Genomic DNA, 18,159 nt, shown 5'->3' on the forward strand with positions numbered 1-18,159 from the left:
CTCGGTCGATCGCCGCCAGGGCTTCATTCGAATTGGTGGCCCAGGCGCTGATTAGCCGCGAGACTACTCCCCGCGCTCGATGCATCGAAACTTCCAGCACGGTGTTCCCAGGAGGTTCGAAGAGCTACGGTCGATCTCGATCTCGACCGTCGTCTCAGTCATCAGGGGCGCCTTCGGCGTTCTTGCGGACACGGGCGAACAGTGCGCGCATCTCTCGGACGTTGGATGCTCGGACGACGTGGTAGGCCTCGGCGTACGGGTGGACGACGTTCACGGAGCGCCCGCCCTCGTCGAGGATGGCGTGGTGGATCCGGAATTCGGAGTGCATGTGCTCGCGGAGGAAGTTGACGCCGACGTTCATCAGTTCGAGCGCGTCTTGTGCGCTGCGGCTGAGTTCCGGTGAGGCTCCGGCGTGCGAGGCGATGCCGTGAAGCGCACGTAGGACTGCATATCTGAAGTCGTCATATTCACAACTCCTGACCAGCAGGTAGCAAGTCAGTGCAGGCTTGTCGCAACCTGGGCCGCGATCCAGGAAACCAAAGCCGACCGAACGAAATCAGTTCTATTCATGTCTACAGTGCGTGGGTCGGGCCCGAATATCCCCCACAAAGGATGAGCCGGATCGTGGCGCTGCGGGCCCATTGTGTCACCCTCCGGATCGATTGAAGGGTACATCTCTGCCGACGGAAGCCGTTCCATGTGAACGAGTTCCGGATGCAATGCGTGCAGCAGACTGGTCTCGAAGTACCCCGCATGGTCCGGTGGGACCGGTGAGGCGGGGCAACGATTGACCGCGGTAGCGAACACCGCGAGTGTGCGATCGGACCGCCCGTTCCATGCCTCGGCAAGATCGTCGATCATCTCGAGTTGCTCGTCGGCGAAGTGCCCGGTGAACACCACGGCCAGTCGGACGCCGAACGACTCCAGCTTCGCCAAGGTCTGCTCGAGGTGCGTCCGAATCGAATCAGGGGAGTTCATCATGATCGTCCACGGGTAGTCCGAGTGCCCACCACCGGTGCCCTGGTACACCGGCGGAAGCACGATGCCGCCGGTATCGGTCGCGGCTCCGACGCAGACTCCGTGGGCGGTGAGCGCGTCGAGCCCGATCGGCAGATGCGCGCTGTGGAATTCGAGAGTGCCCAAGGGTAGGTACGCCACCGGGGCCGCGGCAAGTGCGGCGTCGAGCTCGGAAGGGGACATCAGTTCCGCTTGCACGGCGCCTCTTGCAGTCGAAGAAGTCATGGCACGCACTCGCTTTACTTGTAGTAGTTACGCGACCAGTTGTGCTCGGACAGCTTCAGCCGAAGCTCTTCAGGGAAGGTTTTGCCGTCGGAGTAGGAGATATTTCGCGCAACGTTCCGGCGCGAGCTCATTCCGGCGATCACCGTGGAAACCTCGGGGGAGCTCAGTGCGTAGCGCATAGCGGCCTCGGCAAGCGTCGGGAAGTACAGCGAGCAAAGTTCTTTCAGCGCCTCGACCCGAGCGAGCGTCTCGGCGAAACGTTCGCCGCGGAACATCTCGTGCTGCTGGGAGCCAGGTTCCCACGAGTCGTAGGTCTCGGCCGTCCACTGTCCGCCCAGTGAACCCGAGTCGAGTGCAACGCGATCGATGAAGGCGGTCCGTGTCTTGCGTCCGGCCGGGAACAGTGCGTCGGCAGGACGCTGCTCGAACATGTTGAAGATGACCTGGATCGAATCGACGAGGCCGAGCGAGGCGATGTCGATGCCTTCCTCCGGTCGATAGTCGCGGATCGATACTCCGATCTTGTCGATCTTTCCTTCGATGCGAAGTGCGTTGAGGGTCTCGAGCCAGTCCAGGTTACGCGTGCCGTCGGCGAACCAGCCGTGCAGCTGAAGCAGGTCCAGTCGTTCGACGCCCAAGCGCCTCAGCGCTAGATCTACACCGTCGCGCAGGTGCCATTCTGGATAGCGGCCGGACATGAGCGGTCCGTCTTCGTCGGGGCTCGGCCACACGACGGGCTGTATTTTCGTAGCGACATAGACTTTGTCGCCAGTCCACCGCCGAAGTGATTCGCCGACGACTTCTTCGCTGTGGCCTGCCCCGTAGAGTTCGGCGGTGTCGACGAAATTGATTCCCTGCTCGTAGGCGTGCAGGAGTGTCCCGATCGACTCTTCGTCGTCGACCTTGCCCCATTGCCCGCCGAGTTGCCAGGCCCCGAAGGATATTTCGCTGACATCCCAGCCTGTGCGGCCGAAGCTGCGGTACTGCATGAGTGGTGAACCTCGTTGTCTTTGGGTGAGACGGTTTGTGGTGGCGGTGTACTTCGGGTGAGGCTCAGGGGATGACCAGGGTTCCTATTCCTCGGCTGCGCATCAGCAGGCCCTTCTTGACGAGAACGTCGACAGCGGAATGGACCGTGGAGTACGAGAGCCCGATCCGCCGACCAAGAACGGTCTCGCTTTCCAGCCGATATCCTCGTTCGAGCGTGCCGTTGGTGATCGCGGACTCGATCCGTTGAGCGAGCTGAGCGTAGAGCGGTGTAGGCAGATCGCGGTCGAGGTCGTGGACGAGTTCGTCGGGCAGGGTACGTACGAGAACAGCGGGCATGGGGTTCCTCGGGTCGAGTGCTCAGGATGCGACGAAGACAGTGCGTAACCACTCGAGCGCGTCGTCGTTCGGCAAGGAGCCGTCACTTGCATCGTGGCGTCCGTATTCCCCGACACGTTCGGCACCCAGTGCGCGCAGCTTCTCGTCGATGATTTCGCTTCCGTGACTATAGGTCTCGTAGCTGCTGTCCCCGAGTCCGAAGACTGAATAGCGAATCGCGCTCAGGTCGGGGGAGTCGGCCTCCAACGCCTCGAAGAACGGGCGCGCGCCGCTGGGAAGTTCGCCGTCACCGTGGGTCGAGCACACAACGATGTAGCTGTCTTCGGTGGAGAATTCCGAGATGTCGTAGTCGGTCATGTCGATGGCCACGGCATTATGGTTGCCGTCGAGCTCCTCGACGAGGTCCTCGGCGACCATCTCAGCGTTGCCTGATTCGGTTCCGAAAAGAATGACGGTCCTGCTCATGGTGTACTCCTCGATCAGATAGTGGCGGAATGGTGTGCGAAGTCGAGCGCGCTGTACCCGGGCTTGGATGCCGCAGTGCTGCGAGCGTTGAAGTCGGCGATGATGGTGTCTGCGACCATGCGTGCGTCGGCGCGGTTCTCGGGAATGGTTCCGCGCGGTCCACGTCGGACCCATCCGACGCAGAACAGACTGTCGCCCAGAATGCCCCGGTCGAGGTCCACATGCTCGGCCGAGGCGTGGTCGGCCCGGAGTAGCGGTGCGCTCTCATTCTCGGCGAACCCGATGGCGGTGCAGACGGAGTCGGTCTCGAGACGGACCGTCCGGCAGCTTTCGTCCAGTGCTTGGACAGTGAGGCCGGCGACGGCGTCGTGGCCGTCCAGTTCGACGGGCTCCCAACCGAAGTGGAACCTGGCGATGCGCTGTGCACTCGGCTCGGAACTGTCGATCAGCATCTTGACCGCATCATGTCGCGACGGATCTTCGTCGTCCGCGGGTGTGACCATATCGGCCTCGAAGCGAACATCGGACAGTTTGGCCAGTTCCTTGATCATCGCGAGATCGAACTTGGCCGCGGCAGGCAGGGATCGACCGACGATATCGATCTCGCGGACGGGACCAGAGGTGATGGCGCCGATCACGTCATCTGCGACACCGAGTGCGCGAAGCTGCTCCGGCGCGGTCAGGAACAGTCGGAGCAGGTCGATGGCGACATTTCCATGACCGACGATCACGATGTGTGCGCCGAGGTGCAAACCTTCGACTGTCTCGTCGGGGTGGCCGTTGATCAAACGCGTCAACCTGCCGGCCCCATACACACCGGGGAGGTCGGTGAGACAGTCGAGTGTACGGTCCGCGTGAAGGCCCGTAGCCAGGACGACGATGTCGAACGTCGATCGGAGTTGGTCGAGTGTCACATCGCCGCAGCCTTCGACCGAGGTCACGATGGTGGAGCCGACGAAGGTGACGTTGTCGCGTGTGAACAGGCGGTCGAACTGTTTCGACACGGCGCGTGTGCCCGGGTGATCCGGAGCGACTCCGTATCGCACCAGGCCGTACGGGGTGTCGAGGCGATCGAATATGACGATCTCGGATTCGCGCCATTGCTTGCGTAGGAACTGTGCGAGGTAGCACCCGGACGGTCCGCTGCCGACGATCGCGACCGATGGCTGCGACTCGATGGTGTTCGTCGTGTCCATGACGGGTCTCCCTGGCGGTGAATGTAGTTGATTGTGTGACAAGGACGATAACACCGGAATGGAGCTCCGAAAATCGAATTCCAAGGTTTTCGACGAGTTATTTTTCGACGTCTGAAGATTCTGTATTCCAGTAAATACACATCCTTGACGAAGTTGTATTCGAGTCCATACCAAGTTGTATTGATGGCGATACAAATCGAGGATGGAGTCTTGTTGGACCGTGCCTGCAGAAACGGGAGACCGGTCCGGACGATCCGCGCGATTCTTCGGTGGTTGGCGGGCCTGAACTTGTTGCGTTGGCCCCGTGACCTGCACAAAAGAAGAGATTGGATATGAAAGCAATACAAATATCGGATTCCGGCTCGACGAAAAATAGTTGAAAGAGTTTCCGCTGAGATAGTGACGCGGACCACGTCCATGGCCTAGCATTCGATATCGATCAACTCGCGTCATGACCGACTTTTCGGTTCGAGCGAATTACGCAAAGGAGCGTAGGAGACGTGTCCCACGGATCACTCACCACTAATTCAGTGGAAATGGACTTGCCGCCTCTCGGCGATGGTGCTTACAACCGGCGAATCGGCCTCGTTGCAGTCGTCGCTACTTTCGGCGGCCTGCTGTTCGGTTACGACACGGGCGTTCTCAACGGTGCCTTGTCGTTCATGGTCGAACCCGGTGGACTGTCGGCGTCCGGCCTGACATCGGTGCAGGAAGGACTGATCACGTTCACTTTGCTCATCGGAGCGGCGATCGGTGCGTTCAGTGGTGGTCGACTTTCTGATGCGATGGGGCGGCGACGCAACATCATCCTGCTTGCCATTCTGTTCTTCATCGGCGCTGTCGGTTGCGTCGTATCACCCGGTTACGGAAGTTTCCTCGTCTTCCGTTTCGTTCTGGGTCTTGCCGTCGGTGGAGCATCGGTAACCGTCCCGGTCTATCTCGCCGAGGTCGCACCGTTCGAGAAGCGTGGCAGCATCGTCTCGCGTAACGAGCTTATGATCGTGTCCGGCCAGTTCCTGGCGTTCGCTGTCAACGCGATCATTGCGAACATCTTCGGGCATCACGACGGCGTGTGGCGCTACATGTTGGCGGTGGCTGTGGTGCCGGCCGTGTTCTTGTTCTTCGGGATGCTGCGGATGCCCGAAAGTCCGCGCTGGCTCATCGCCAACGGTCGAGACGACGAAGCTCTGGCGGTGCTGTTGACCGTCCGATCCCACGAACGTGCTGTCGCCGAGATGGACGAAGTTCGCCAGCTTGCAGAACTCGAGAAGGTCGAGAAGGCCGGCACCTACTCCGAGATCTTCCGCACGCCCTGGATTCGCCACTTGTTGTTCGTCGGCATCGGCCTGGCCATGTATCAGCAGCTGACGGGTATCAACTCGATGATGTATTACGGCACGCAGGTACTCGACGAGGCCGGATTCGGCTCGAGCGCCATCACGTTCAACGTGCTCACCGGCGTGATCGCTGTCGGCGCAATGCTTCTCGCCCTGACGTTCATCAACAAGTTCAACCGTCGCACGCTGTTGATCTTCGGCTTCGCCGGCACGACATTCGGGCACATTTTCGTTGGAACCATTGGACTGGCACTCCCAGAAGGCAATCCCGTTCGTCCTTGGCTACTGCTCATCGGCATTCTGGTCTTCGTCGGTATCGTCCAGGGCACCATCGGTCCGGTCGTATGGCTGATGATCGCCGAGATCTTCCCGCTCAAGTGGCGAGGACGCATGATCGGCCTCGCAGTACTCGCGCTCTGGGGCATCAACGCACTCATTTCGCTTGCCTTCCCGATCTTGGTCGAAGCCCTGCATTTCGGGACATTTCTCCTGTTCGCGGTGGTGTGCTTCCTCGGCACACTTTTCATGATCACCTCCGCGCCCGAAACACGTGGTCGCACCCTCGAGGACCTCGAGGAGCAATTCCAGGAGAAGTACCGCTCGCTGTAGTTCTCCAACCGCATCCGCAGTGGCCACGTCGGATCGACGACGAGCCGATGCCTACACGGTAGAAACATCCAGGCGCGCAAGCGCTGTACACGTCGAAGTGAGGTCCGAAGTCCATGACATCCACCGCTGATACGCAGGCACCGCTTGTGCACGGATGCTCAGTCGCGCATCACCCGAGCCCCGCCGCGGAGTCGCCCGGCACCGATCGGCAGTCGGATGCCGGAACTTCGCCCGCTTCGGTCGAACATGCCACCGCACCGGACGATCTGACCGTCTACTACGACCCGCTGTCGTATTCCGCTTACGACTATCCCTACGACACCTACAGGCGCCTGCGAGATGCGGCTCCGGTCTACTACAACCCGGACCGCGACATCTACGTGGTGTCACGCTATGACGACGTCCGTGCAGGCTTGGCCAACCACCAGCAGTTCGTCAACGGGCTTGGGAACGACATCGACGGCACGCACGACTCTTACGGTGAAGGGATCCTCGTTGCTCAGGATCCGCCTCGCCATACGGCCCTGCGCCAAGCGGTTCGTCGCACCTTCGCTGCCCGCGAGATCCTCGCTCGCGAGGAAGGTACCCGGGACTTTGCGCGAAAGCTGTTGGCTGACATGCACGCGAAGGGTAGTGGGGACTTCGCCAGTGACTTCGCGCTGCCGATGTCCATCGGAATGGGCATCTCACTGCTCGGCTCTCCGGCCCAGGACAATGCAGTCATTGTCGAACACCTGTGGCGCGCCATGGAGCGAACCGTTGGAAAGTTCGGAATCCCGGCCGATGCGGCAGCAGCAAATCAAGAAACCGAAGTCCTCCTCGCGGAACGATTCGCCGCCCGACGGGTGGAAATCGATGCAGGCGCCGACACTTCGGGCTCGGACGCCTACACGCAGATCCTGCTGGCACAGCGAAAGGGAAAGGTCTTCGAGGCCGAGATGGACGGGTTGGCACACCTGGTGCTATCGGCGGCGAGCGACGCTCCCGCGGCCCTGCTGACCAACATCGTGTATGTCTTCGACAAGTTCCCACGTCTGCAGGGCTACCTGCGGCAAAATCCTGACATGATCAAGCAGTTCGTGGACGAGACCCTCCGCTACGAGACACCAGGTCAAAACCTGTCGCGTCAGACGACCGAGGACACCGTCATTGCGGGTGTCACAATTCCCGCCGACTCGCGAGTGATGTTCTTGCAAGGCTCCGCCAACCGCGACGAGCGTGTCTACTCCGATCCCGACACATTCGACATCAACCGCGAGTTCACACCGAAGAATCGAAGCATGTCGTTCGGCGAGGGCATCCATGCATGCATGGGTGCACCCTTCGCGCGGCTCGCCGCCAAGATCGCCGTCGAGGAACTTCTCGCAGGACCGGACATCCGCATCGTCGGGCAGCCCGAACGCTGGGTCAAGCAGATGGTCCGCGGATTCTCACGGCTGCCGGTGGAGTTCTCCGCGCCGGGTGCTCAGGTGGCGCGAGCCATCTATTCGCTACCTCGGTGACCAATCCTCCACCTGTTGCGGCGTGCCGGGGCCGGCATGGGTGACAATGGAGAAGTGGCAGCCTTTGTCGTCGAGCATGATTCCCCGCTGACAGCCTGGGGGCAGATCCGACGTGATCTGCGACGCCGCATCGATGAGGGCGAGTTCGTGTCGGGAGCTCGCATTCCCACCGAAGCTGCGTTGATGGAGCACTACGGCGTCAGTCGAGTGACGGTCCGCCGGGCAATCGCGGCCATGGTCGAAGACGGATACGTCGAGAGTCGACGTGGATCCGGCACCTATGTGACAGGTCGAGAGCTGACAGGCAGATTCGATCTCGACCTGCACAAACCGTGGCGGCAGCAACTGATCGCGAAAGGCCACGACGCGAGATCTCGGATGGACGACAACGTGGGCGCCCCCGTTCCACCTGAACTGGAGAGGACCTTCAAGCAGTTTGTGCTGCCCGGACGCTTGATATTCGCCCGTGAGATACATCTTGTCGACGAAATTCCGATCGGCCTCACGGAATCTTGGTCGCCGGCCGAGTTAGCCGGCGCTGAGGCGATCGTTCCTTTGGCACCCGATCAACCTGTTGTTGCAGAGTGTTTCGCGGAGATCGGCTTTGCGACGACGCTCCAGGCCGAACTCCTGCACTCATACTTGGACATACCACTCGTAGTGGTGCACGCCCAGTCCCGACTTGCGGGTACTCGACAGTTGGTCGAACTGTCGCGGACATCATGGCTCGGGAGCAGAGTTCGGTTGTCCTATGACCGCGAACTCGTTCTGTCCGATATCGATAGCATGCAATTCTTTCCCAACCTGCCTGACCGTGACGCGGCAGACTCTGACTGACAGCGGCACGTCAACTTGGTGAAAGTCTCGCGATTCGCGAGCCAGAGAGGTATGCGAGAAGTCTCGACGAGTGTATCGACGACAAGGACGGACGCGATGATCGGGCGTCACCACACCCTTCGCCGTGAGGGGTCTCGGGTTGGAGTCGCGGGTGCAGTTGTTCGAGGACATTCGCCGGGACGCTCGGTGCGAGGATCTGTCGATCCGCGCACCCCAGATGACTGGACGAAAGACGTCCGCCGGCCCTTTGCTCTGCGCCGCCATCGTCGACTCGGTGTCCGGGCACTGACGCACGACCCTGCCTCAGCGCAGTTCACCATGGGTGAGGTCATTTGAAGCCGCCTCAACCTCCAGCGGATTGCCAAAACATGCAGTGAGTGCAATCATTTACTGCATGCAAGAAAAGGCTGGGTTGCGTGAGCGTAAACGGCTGGCGACTCGTCAACTCATCGAAACCACGGCGGTCGAACTGGTGGGCGCGCGTGGGTACGACGCGGTGACAGTGGACATGATCTGCGCCGCCAGCAACGTCTCGAGCAGGACCTTCTTCAACTACTTTCCGTCCAAAGATGCCGCGGTGATCGGCGATGTACTCGTCATTCCTGATGACGACACCGTCAATCGGTTGCTCGACGAATTCCCTGCAGACCCGCTGCGCGCGGTGGTTCACATCTTCGAGACTGCGGTACACGGCGTCGGTGACGACTTCGATCTCCAGTCGCAGCGCCGCCAGATCATCAAAGGCAATCCGGAACTTCTGCAGCGCCACTTGAGGGGCTTGCACGAACTGGAGGAGTCTCTGACCCGAGTCGTGGCGCAGCGTTTACTGGCGAACCCGGAACAGCGACACCTCGCAGGGAGGGTGGACGCCGAAGAGGAGGCCAGTGCCACGGTCATGACAGCGGGAGCCGCGATGCGCTACGTCTTCCGCCGCTGGCAGAACAGCGACAAGAACCAGACCCGAGCTGAACTCCTCACCCCTGCGCTCGAGTTGATGGCCGAAATCATTCGGCCCGCAGACCATCAGAAGTAAGGATCTCGATGACCACACCGACACCGCCGTCCCCGGACCCCACCCCGGAGCTGACCGATCGTGGGCCGGCGGAGGCATCTTCGAGCGATCACCGCAGCATTGTGCTGGTATTTGCAGGCTTGATGATTACCATGCTGCTTGCATCATTGGATCAAATGATCTTCAGCACTGCGCTGCCCACCATCGTCGGGGAGCTCAACGGCGTGAACCACATGTTGTGGGTGACCACCGCATACATCCTTGCCTCGACGATCATGATGCCCGTCTACGGAAAGCTCGGCGACCTCATCGGTCGCAAAGGTCTGTTCATCGGCGCCATCAGCATCTTCATCGCCGGATCGATCATCGGAGGCCTCGCGCCCGGCATGACCGCTCTGATCATCGGGCGCGCCGTTCAAGGCCTCGGTGGCGGCGGACTGATCCTGCTGTCCCAAGCGATCATCGCCGACGTCATCCCCGCCCGCGAACGCGGAAAGTACATGGGCGCCATGGGCGGTGTGTTCGCACTCGCTTCGGTCGGCGGACCGTTGCTGGGTGGGTGGTTCACCGAGAGCATCGGCTGGCGCTGGGCATTCTGGATCAACGTGCCACTGGGATTTCTCGCCATCGCCGCCGCGGTACTGTTCCTCCACCTGCCCAAGGGCCGTACCACCAAACCCACGATCGACGGCTGGGGTATGGCGCTGATTGCGGTCGCAGCCACCTGCCTCATCCTCTTCACCACGTGGGGTGGCAACACCTACGCCTGGGGTTCGACCGTCATCATCGGCCTCATCGTCGGCGCCGTCGGCGCCTCCATCGCCTTCGTCATGGTCGAACGTCGATCTGCGGAACCGATCATCCCCCTGCACCTGTTCGCCGAACGCAACTTCGTTCTCACCACCGTGGCGGGTCTGATCACCGGAATCGCGATGTTCGGCGCCTTGGCATACCTACCCACGTACCTGCAGATGGTTACGGGCAAGAATGCCACCGAGGCCGGCCTGCTGATGATTCCGATGATGGCGGGGCTGCTCGTCGCCTCGATCGGATCCGGACAAGTCGTAAGTAAGACCGGACGATACAAGTGGTTCCCGATCATCGGCACCCTCATCGTCGCGGGTGCCCTGGTGCTGCTGTCGACACTGACGCCCACCACGTCACTGGTAGTGATCGGGTGTTACATCGCTCTCATGGGAGTCGGACTCGGGCTCGGCATGCAGATCCTCATACTCATCGTCCAAAACACGTTCCCTGCAAGTGAAGTGGGAACAGCAACCGCATCCAACAACTTCTTCCGCCAGATCGGGGCCTCACTCGGCGCCGCGATCGTCGGAAGCCTGTTCACCACGCGCCTGACGAACCTTCTCGCCGAGCGCATGCCGGAAACCGGCGCGGCGCTTCCTCGAGGCGAGAACTCACTGACCCCGGCCATCCTCAAAAGCCTCCCAGAGCCGGTACGTGAGGTGATCATCGGCGCCTACAACGACGCGTTGACCCCGATCTTCCTCTACATGGTCCCACTCGTGATCCTCGCGGTCCTCCTCCTGCTCTTCGTCCAGGAAAAGCCTCTGGCGACCCGCATCGACCGCGAACCGAACGTCGATCTCATCGGCGCTCTCGACGGGCCGGAAGACGGTCAGACCGCAGCATCCGGCATCGGGTCACCCCAGACCAGTACGTCGAGGTAAGGCGAGGAAATGGGCTGTGCGGCAGCAGCACGTTGTCGTGACGGCAATTCAGACCGGTCCGCCGCCCCACCCCTATTGCGCGGGGAGAGGTTTCGACGCATGTAAAACCGCCCTCGGACGCTGTCTGAGGGCTTCAGACAGGTTCCTTTCTACTGCTCGACCGGGTTGTGGCCGTGTTGCCACCGGAACCTGCTCGGCCGTGTCATGTCGGGTCCGAGGGAGGGTTGTTGTTGGAGCGCTGTCCTCGACTGGGTGCAGATGTGATGCTGCCTCGATCCACCGGCTCCGCGCTGGTCGGCGATCGTCGCTACTTCGACGATGAGGGTTCGGACGATACCGCGGGCAGTGGATTTGTTGTGGCTATCAATTGGCTCAGGAGGTTGCGCGAGAGAGTTGACGCGATTTCTGTCCGAGGTCGATAGTGCGCTCAGAGTTCGAACCAGTGTGCGTGGTTGTCGATATCTATGAGCAGGGACACGCCCGATTGGCGTGTCCCTGCTTGTTCTTGGCTGGGTCCGAGGGGACTTATGCGACGGGATCAGGCGTGACCGGACGTGTTTCCATTGATTTCACGGAGTCTTGGGTGCGTCTTCGCCCGGCGACCGCGAACGCTGCCGACAAGACCACTGTGGCGACCACGAACACATAGGTCATCGCGTCGATCGGAGCCGGGGGTGGGTTGATGATTGCGCTGACAAGCAACCATGCCATCGTCAGCGCGCCCACGGTGCACGCGATGACCAGACCCGCACCCAACTTCTTCTCGCGCGCGACCAGTCTCACTGCTCCAGCGCAGATCAGGACATAGGGAATGACCCAGAAGTATGCGACCAGCGTCGCGACGGCAGAGTAGATCGTCAACGGCGATCCCAGGTCCAGCGCGACCATGGTCACGAGCCCCACGAGACCGACACCGACCGTCAGGACAATGGCATTGACAGGACTGTGTAGACGACGATGTACTTGCGCGAACCGGATCGACAGCAGTCCGTCCGCTGACAGTGTCGCGGCGAACCGGGAACCGTAGTTGGCGAAGCCGATGAGGGACGCGAACGTGGCGATCGCCAAGACGAGATCCGATGCCTGTCCGATTCCCTCACCAAGGCCCGATTGCTGCGCGAGGGCTGCGGGTCCGGACATCCCCGCTTCGATGTTCGTCGAGGCCTGCATCAAGCCGGGGATTTGAAGGAACGTTGCGGCGAGATACGCGACGCCGAGGATCACCGGGACGCTCATCACGGCTGCGGGGACATTGCGTTTGGGATCCTTGGTTTCGGCGGCCAGGGCGGCGCAACTCTCGAGGCCGACGACAAAGGCAGCACCAATAGCGATGCCGGCAATGATGCCGCTGGTCGTCGAGCCCTGCAGTGACAACTGTTCGCCGAGATGAAGGCCCGTGTGGATAGCGCTGGCACCGGTGATCAGCAGCATCAACGGCAACGACAATACGGTGAGCGATACCGCGACGACGACCGACGTGTCCAGGCCTCTGCATGTCACCGCGATGACCACGATCGCGGACACTACGTAGATCAAGATTTGGGTGCCGTGGTCCAGCCCGGAATCGACGCCCACCGACAGGAGGAAGCTGCCCGAGTAGAGGCCGATGATCAACAACATCGACAGAATTTGTGCAAGATAACCAAGGAACAGGGTCGCGGCCATCAGGTAGCGCGCCCAAGGACCGAAGACTTCGGCGATATACGAATACAGCGACCCCGTGGCGACGAACCGCTTGGCAAACGTGATCACGGCAACGCCGACGCATGTTGTCGCAATTGCAGAGATCAACGATGCCAACCAACTGCCGTTGCCGGCCGTGGCCACCATTAGAACGGGGAAGCTGGCGATCGCCACGGCAGGGATGAACGACGCCAGAGCGAGCGAGATGATCTGAGTTCGACTCAGATGCCCTTCATCAAGACCGGGTAGTTCGATCTCGCCAGTGACGGCAGATGCCGGTTTATCAATCATTGCTGGATCCTCCAGGCCTGTCCTGACGATGACAGGCCGTAGTTGCCTCGTCAAGAGTTGCTCTTTCAAATGGGGTGGGACGTCGGGTAGCGATTGATGGATGCGGTAGCCGCTCGTATCGACCAGTGAATGCGGGCAGGAGCGGCGGACTTCCTCTTGGTTCGTTTCGGCATGAGGATCACCTTCTGGTGACTGCCCTCACGTCCTTCCGTCAAACGTGAGCTGAGTCACCGACTGGGGCATTCGGTCAAGTTAGTTGCCCAAGCCGGATGTGTCAACACTTGACCGAATCGCTTCGCTGTGTCCCGGCCAACTCGTACCTGTGCGACCATCTTGTCCAAGCGATCAAGTCGTTGGCTCAAGTAATTAGGCGTGTTCTTCGAGTGCGATGTCAACGTCACCGAATCCCCGGTTACACACTGTTGACCTGCAGGTACCGGTGTTACGTTGATGTTTCCCAACGGTCCGATCAGAGAAGGCGCACCCGCACCGGGCTCGCCTGGTTGGATCTCGCGAACGCGACGACTGCAGATGTACATGACCCATGACCCATCGGCCTCTTGGGTGACCCAATCTTCCCTGCGAGACCACTCTTCGAATCCGAGGCGCTTCAGCCGTGGCATGCCGCGCAGTGCGCAGTCGCGCCGCGCCGAACCAACGCGGTACGTGGAGCGCTCCGCGGCATCGTATCGCGGGGCGCAGCTGCGGACCCGACCGAGAATGATCGCGGCTGACCGCCATGACAAGTGGTGACAATGTCCGAGGACAACATCAACAAGTGCACGGAGCACGGCGACTGGGGCCTGCGGCGAAATTGCTGATCAACGAGTCTCTACCGACCGGTCGGCACCGCCAGACTTCCTACAGGCCTGGGACTTGCCGATCCTGCGGTTCCGGACCTCTGCAGACACCGACCGCGCCGACTTCCTGCGTATTACTCATCGATGCGGATGCCGGTTTCCGTGACAGTGATCTGCTACGTCAACCCAGGGTGCTTCCTTCGGGTGGCGATCGCCGATGTTCGTTTCCACCGCCTCGATGAGTTTGCCGCTGCGAAGATCTTGTGCACTACGCGGTCCGGAAGCGCTCATCGTAATCGGTGAATTCAGCTCTCACGAGGATCAGATCGCGCTGCTCGATGCGGGGGCGGACCACGTCTTGAACGTACGGACAGCAGCCCGGAAAGTGATCGAAGGGGTCCGTTCGACTCTGAGGAGGGCGCGGAATTCGACCACCGCTCACGACACCAGTCTCCTAGGATCGAGACCCGCGCCCTGGCCCACGGTTACGCGAATAATCAGCTTTTATTGGTGCGGACCATCGTGCGCCGAGTGATACCGCATGTCTCGAGGCAACCGTGGGTCGGCGGGCGAGGGTGGCGACCGATCCACATCCACGTTGGAACTCCTCGGGGGAGAGGGGATCGGCCAACGATGTCCGGGGTAGGCTTCCGGTTTCAGCACGGAAGCCGACCTCCGGCATGTCGCTCACGTGCAGAGATCACGCGAGACAACAGAATTATGATGCCTCGGGTGCGAAAACTATATGGTCGCAACACTTCCCGAATGCCGGCGGCAGCGTGATCGGGGCCGACCCGGTGGGGAGCGAAACCGACCTCCGGCCGGCATGCGGCACTCGACGGCTGCCATCCGGCGCAGGAGCGACCACAGATCTTCGAGACGCGATCTCCGGAGTGCAGCGGCGGCCGAGTCGCCGGTGCCCTAGCGGGCCAGATAGCCGCCGTCCACAACGAGATCGGAGCCGGTCATGTATGAGCTGTCGTCCGATGCCAGGAAGGCCACTGCTCGTGCGATCTCGGCCGGCTCGGCGAGCCGTTTGAGGGGGGTGTTGTCGATCGACGAGGCGAGATCGAGTTCGTCGTCGTTCATCGGGGTCTTGATGTAACCGGGGCACACCGTGTTCACACGGATTCGGGACTCCGCCAGTTCGAGCGCGACACTGCGGGTCATCTGCCTGACGGCGCCCTTGGTGGCGGTATATGCGAGGTAGTCGGGATCACCGACGTACCCCATGATCGACGCGATGTTGATGATCGATCCGCCTCCCGCCGCACGCATCGACGGTGCGACGGCACGCATGCCCAGGAATGGTCCCGTCTGATTGACGGCGACGATCGAGTCCCACGCCTCGAGGTCGGAGGCGACGCCTTCACCCGGACCGGAGATCCCAGCGTTGTTGACCAGGACCCCTACGCCGCCGACACAGCGCTGCGCCAGTGCGACGGCGTCACCCCAAGAGGTTTCATCGGTGACATCGAGGTGCGTGTAGTGGACGTCGAGTCCTTCGGCGCGTAGTTGTGCTGCATATTTCTCGCCAGCGTCGTCGAGCACGTCGGCGAGAAGGACCTGGGCACCGCGTTCGGCGAGGACGCGGCCGATCGCGGCCCCCAATCCCCGTGCGGCGCCGGTGACGATCGCACCGCGTCCTTCGAGTGTGGAATTCATGTACTACTCCGATCGGTCGTGGGCGGCCCCACGCGAGGATCCTGCCCGAGCAGGTATCGGCGAACGATGGGCTGACGGCTCACAGGCCGAGGTAGTCCTCGATGTCGTCGTAGTTGACCTGCCACAGTCCGGGGTACCCGTGGCTGTCGTCGTGGAAGGAGCGGAAGCCGAGCAGCTGCTGCACCCGGGGGGACAGCGTCCGAGCAAGCTCGAGATCGATGACGTGCGGGTACGCCTCCTCAGGTACGAGGTATCCGGGGTTGAAGGTGAAGGCCACTCCCCGACGGCGAACATCGGAGGTGACGTTGGCCCCGCCGCCGTGCGCCAGTTTCCCGCTGAAGAACAGGGCGTCGCCCGCCCTCATCGTCGCGGGAATTGTCTGTTCCGGGGTGCCGCGGTCGTTGAAGTCGGGCCACTTGTGGCTGCCCGGAATGACGCGGGTCGCGCCGTTCTCCTCGGTGAAGTCGGTCAGTGCGATGAGGAAGTTGCACATCACCTCAGGGCCGTGGGGGCCCAGTGCGAGGAACGGCGGGTAGTTCTCGAGGTCGCGGTGATGCGGCTGTGCCCTGTTTCCGGGGCCGATGTCGATCACCTGGGCGGTGCCCATCCAGTACGAGTCGTAGGAGTCGAGCATCGCCCGGTCCGCGACGGCGAGGGCGAGGTCGTGATCGATGATCTCTTCGCGGAAGGTCTTGCTCAAGGTGACGAGATTCGTCAGGCGCCTGGTCTGCGCACCGTGAAAGTCCTGGACTCCTTCGTTCGAGGACAGCGACCCGGGCCGGAGGCCGTCGAGGTGCGGGTCGATCTCGGCGTTGAATCGGGCGACTTGGTCGTCGGTGAGCATCCCGTCGATGATGACACCGCCGTCGCGCTCGACGATCGCTGCGATCTCGTCCGCCGTGGAGGTGTTCGGAACATGAGCGAGGGCTGCCTGAGTTGTGCTGGTCATCGGACTTCCATCCTTCGGTAGGTGGTCAGCAGGGAATCTCGTCACGTGGCAGGTGCTGCTTCAGCCGCCACAATTTCATGGGACAGTGACTTGAGTCACTGACTTGGTCATATGGTCAAGATAGTTGCTCGAGTTTGAAGTGTCAACGCCTGTTCGCGGGAGTGGTGTGGGGCGTTCAACCCATATTGACCGAATGACTTGTTCGATTGCCCCAGTCAAAGTCGGTCCATTAGGCGCTGTTTTTGCCGTGGTGTCAAGTGCTGGCCAGAAATAGCTAGAACTGTTTTGCATCAACTGAATTCGTCGTTTCTGGCAGGTTTCAAACGCGTCACCAACACCGCATTGCAGCCGCGGATCTGCCCGACTGGTGAACTGGGCTTCGTTCCCGCATAGCCCGACGGCTTTCGATGCTTGCCGGGAGGCGGTGGTGGGGATCCAGGCGGGACTATCACGGACGCACCTGACGCGACGCCACGAACTTTGGTAGGCCCAGAGAATCCCATTACTGTGACGTAGGATATGACTGAGTCAATCGCCCAGGTCGGTTCGTCCACCCTCGGCGGTTATGAACAATCAGGCCGATAGTGAGGAACCGGATATGGCACATGTACCGGCTGAGCAGCGCCGTCATCTCTTCGTGGAGGCTGCGGTTCGCGTGATCGCGCAGCACGGGGTGTCCGGTGCGACCACCCGCAAGATCGCCGAGGAGGCCGGCGCACCCCCGGCGACCCTGCACTATTGCTTCCGCAGCAAGGAGGAGATCTTTTACGAGCTGTTCAAGCAGCAGGCCGAGAAGATCGAGGAGAAGGCCGACTATGGCGTGGAGGGGGAGGGGCTGGCCGCTGCCTCGGCTCGCCTGCTGAATGAGATCGTGGCGTGGTATCGCAGTGACCCGGACTACACCCGAGCGCAGATGGAGCTGCTGATGTGGTCGATCCGCCAGCCTCAGTACCCCGATCTGGCGGTGCGGTCGTATGACATCCATGAAAAGCTCTTCGCCGAGGTCCTGCGGCACGGCCTGGCCGAGGGTGAGGACGAGTCCCTGGTCGACCTGCTCGCCGAGCAGATCCCCGCCGTCGCGGACGGACTGTCGCTGCAGTGGTTCACCTATCAGGACGACGACAAACTCCAACGAGGCATGGAGTTCGCGGCCCAGTCCTTCGCGGCACTCATCGAGCAACGTCACGGCCGCACGAAAACTGTGAAGGGGCGTTCGAGCAGAACCCCTGCGGCAGCGTCTAAGAAGCCTGCGGCGACATCGGCAAGGCGGACGGCGAAGACATCGAAGTAGGACCCCGGGCCTACCGCGCGGTCCCCGCTCCGTCGATCACGTATCCACCGCCCGCGAGATTAGGAAGATTCGGCGGAGGCGAGGAAGACCGCGATATTGGCAACATCCTGAACGTCCGCGAGGCGGCCTTTCGGCGTCCCACCGGCCCATTCGTCGAGCGTGGTGCCTGCAGCGATCGCTGCTTCGTCCGCCGTCGCACTACGGGTGAACGTGGGATGGATCGAATTCACCCGGATATTGTTCGCGGCCTGCTCGATTGCGCG

General features: G+C 61.4%; 16 protein-coding genes. 6 read left to right on the plus strand and 10 right to left on the minus strand.

All coding sequences use genetic code 11. The features are described from left to right. Positions 1-154 precede the first annotated feature (154 nt). From ACFWAY_RS17195 to ACFWAY_RS17220, 6 genes are all read right to left on the minus strand, one after another. Positions 155-361, minus strand: a complete 207-nt coding sequence (locus tag ACFWAY_RS17195; RefSeq protein ID WP_378453968.1) for a hypothetical protein — start codon at positions 359-361, stop codon at positions 155-157. A gap of 134 nt (positions 362-495) precedes the next feature. Further along, positions 496-1,200: a creatininase family protein gene (locus ACFWAY_RS17200; protein ID WP_378453969.1), complete on the minus strand. Its 705-nt coding sequence runs from the start codon at positions 1,198-1,200 to the stop codon at positions 496-498. Positions 1,201-1,256: 56 nt separating this feature from the next. Further along, on the minus strand, positions 1,257-2,231 hold the full coding sequence (locus ACFWAY_RS17205; protein WP_378511377.1) for an aldo/keto reductase: 975 nt from the start codon (positions 2,229-2,231) through the stop codon (positions 1,257-1,259). Positions 2,232-2,295: 64 nt separating this feature from the next. After that, positions 2,296-2,568, minus strand: a complete 273-nt coding sequence (locus tag ACFWAY_RS17210) for a GntR family transcriptional regulator (RefSeq protein WP_378511378.1) — start codon at positions 2,566-2,568, stop codon at positions 2,296-2,298. A gap of 21 nt (positions 2,569-2,589) precedes the next feature. Next, positions 2,590-3,033 (minus strand): flavodoxin domain-containing protein, encoded by a 444-nt coding sequence (locus ACFWAY_RS17215; RefSeq protein WP_378511379.1) that lies wholly within the window; start codon positions 3,031-3,033, stop codon positions 2,590-2,592. Between the two features lie 14 nt (positions 3,034-3,047). Further along, complete coding sequence (locus tag ACFWAY_RS17220) at positions 3,048-4,229, minus strand: FAD-dependent oxidoreductase (protein ID WP_378453973.1); 1,182 nt, start codon at positions 4,227-4,229, stop codon at positions 3,048-3,050. Between the two features lie 500 nt (positions 4,230-4,729). Here ACFWAY_RS17220 and ACFWAY_RS17225 point away from each other — a divergent pair, with 500 nt between their 5' ends. From ACFWAY_RS17225 to ACFWAY_RS17245, 5 genes are all read left to right on the plus strand, one after another. Further along, positions 4,730-6,175, plus strand: coding sequence for a sugar porter family MFS transporter (locus ACFWAY_RS17225; protein ID WP_378453974.1), 1,446 nt, complete (start codon positions 4,730-4,732; stop codon positions 6,173-6,175). Positions 6,176-6,288: 113 nt separating this feature from the next. Further along, a complete protein-coding gene (locus ACFWAY_RS17230) occupies positions 6,289-7,677 on the plus strand; it encodes a cytochrome P450 (RefSeq protein ID WP_378511380.1) in 1,389 nt (462 codons plus the stop codon). A gap of 54 nt (positions 7,678-7,731) precedes the next feature. Beyond that, positions 7,732-8,514, plus strand: coding sequence for a GntR family transcriptional regulator (locus ACFWAY_RS17235; RefSeq protein ID WP_378453976.1), 783 nt, complete (start codon positions 7,732-7,734; stop codon positions 8,512-8,514). A gap of 394 nt (positions 8,515-8,908) precedes the next feature. Further along, a complete protein-coding gene (locus ACFWAY_RS17240) occupies positions 8,909-9,547 on the plus strand; it encodes a TetR family transcriptional regulator (RefSeq protein ID WP_378511381.1) in 639 nt (212 codons plus the stop codon). An 8-nt stretch (positions 9,548-9,555) separates the two neighbouring features. Next, positions 9,556-11,217, plus strand: a complete 1,662-nt coding sequence (locus ACFWAY_RS17245) for an MDR family MFS transporter (RefSeq protein WP_378511382.1) — start codon at positions 9,556-9,558, stop codon at positions 11,215-11,217. A gap of 525 nt (positions 11,218-11,742) precedes the next feature. Here ACFWAY_RS17245 and ACFWAY_RS17250 read toward each other — a convergent pair. The 3 genes from ACFWAY_RS17250 to ACFWAY_RS17260 form a co-directional block, all read right to left on the minus strand. Then, positions 11,743-13,191, minus strand: coding sequence for an APC family permease (locus ACFWAY_RS17250; protein WP_378453979.1), 1,449 nt, complete (start codon positions 13,189-13,191; stop codon positions 11,743-11,745). Positions 13,192-14,912: 1,721 nt separating this feature from the next. Continuing rightward, positions 14,913-15,656: an SDR family NAD(P)-dependent oxidoreductase gene (locus ACFWAY_RS17255; RefSeq protein WP_378511383.1), complete on the minus strand. Its 744-nt coding sequence runs from the start codon at positions 15,654-15,656 to the stop codon at positions 14,913-14,915. Positions 15,657-15,735: 79 nt separating this feature from the next. Further along, positions 15,736-16,605, minus strand: coding sequence for a phytanoyl-CoA dioxygenase family protein (locus ACFWAY_RS17260; RefSeq protein ID WP_378453981.1), 870 nt, complete (start codon positions 16,603-16,605; stop codon positions 15,736-15,738). Positions 16,606-17,203: 598 nt separating this feature from the next. Here ACFWAY_RS17260 and ACFWAY_RS17265 point away from each other — a divergent pair. Next, the gene (locus ACFWAY_RS17265) at positions 17,204-17,896 is read left to right on the plus strand and encodes a TetR/AcrR family transcriptional regulator (protein WP_378453982.1); all 693 of its coding nucleotides are present in this window, start codon (positions 17,204-17,206) and stop codon (positions 17,894-17,896) included. A gap of 59 nt (positions 17,897-17,955) precedes the next feature. On the opposite strand, the gene ACFWAY_RS17270 is transcribed toward ACFWAY_RS17265, so the two are convergent. Then, positions 17,956-18,126 carry an SDR family oxidoreductase gene (locus tag ACFWAY_RS17270; protein ID WP_378511384.1) on the minus strand — a complete coding sequence of 57 codons (171 nt, stop codon included), beginning with the start codon at positions 18,124-18,126 and terminating at the stop codon, positions 17,956-17,958. Between the last annotated feature and the right edge of the window lie 33 nt (positions 18,127-18,159).

The sequence above is a fragment of the Rhodococcus sp. NPDC059968 genome, assembly GCF_042738615.1.
Classification (GTDB): domain Bacteria; phylum Actinomycetota; class Actinomycetes; order Mycobacteriales; family Mycobacteriaceae; genus Rhodococcus_F.

Coding starts and splice junctions, on each gene's coding strand:
- ACFWAY_RS17265 (WP_378453982.1), top strand. CDS start 17,204: ATGGCACATGTACCGGCTGAGCAGCGCCGTCATCTCTTCGTGGAGGCT.
- ACFWAY_RS17205 (WP_378511377.1), bottom strand. CDS start 2,231: ATGCAGTACCGCAGCTTCGGCCGCACAGGCTGGGATGTCAGCGAAATA.
- ACFWAY_RS17195 (WP_378453968.1), bottom strand. CDS start 361: ATGAACGTCGGCGTCAACTTCCTCCGCGAGCACATGCACTCCGAATTC.
- ACFWAY_RS17245 (WP_378511382.1), top strand. CDS start 9,556: ATGACCACACCGACACCGCCGTCCCCGGACCCCACCCCGGAGCTGACC.
- ACFWAY_RS17240 (WP_378511381.1), top strand. CDS start 8,909: ATGCAAGAAAAGGCTGGGTTGCGTGAGCGTAAACGGCTGGCGACTCGT.
- ACFWAY_RS17200 (WP_378453969.1), bottom strand. CDS start 1,200: ATGTCCCCTTCCGAGCTCGACGCCGCACTTGCCGCGGCCCCGGTGGCG.
- ACFWAY_RS17230 (WP_378511380.1), top strand. CDS start 6,289: ATGACATCCACCGCTGATACGCAGGCACCGCTTGTGCACGGATGCTCA.
- ACFWAY_RS17260 (WP_378453981.1), bottom strand. CDS start 16,605: ATGACCAGCACAACTCAGGCAGCCCTCGCTCATGTTCCGAACACCTCC.
- ACFWAY_RS17210 (WP_378511378.1), bottom strand. CDS start 2,568: ATGCCCGCTGTTCTCGTACGTACCCTGCCCGACGAACTCGTCCACGAC.
- ACFWAY_RS17255 (WP_378511383.1), bottom strand. CDS start 15,656: ATGAATTCCACACTCGAAGGACGCGGTGCGATCGTCACCGGCGCCGCA.
- ACFWAY_RS17220 (WP_378453973.1), bottom strand. CDS start 4,229: ATGGACACGACGAACACCATCGAGTCGCAGCCATCGGTCGCGATCGTC.
- ACFWAY_RS17215 (WP_378511379.1), bottom strand. CDS start 3,033: ATGAGCAGGACCGTCATTCTTTTCGGAACCGAATCAGGCAACGCTGAG.
- ACFWAY_RS17250 (WP_378453979.1), bottom strand. CDS start 13,191: ATGATTGATAAACCGGCATCTGCCGTCACTGGCGAGATCGAACTACCC.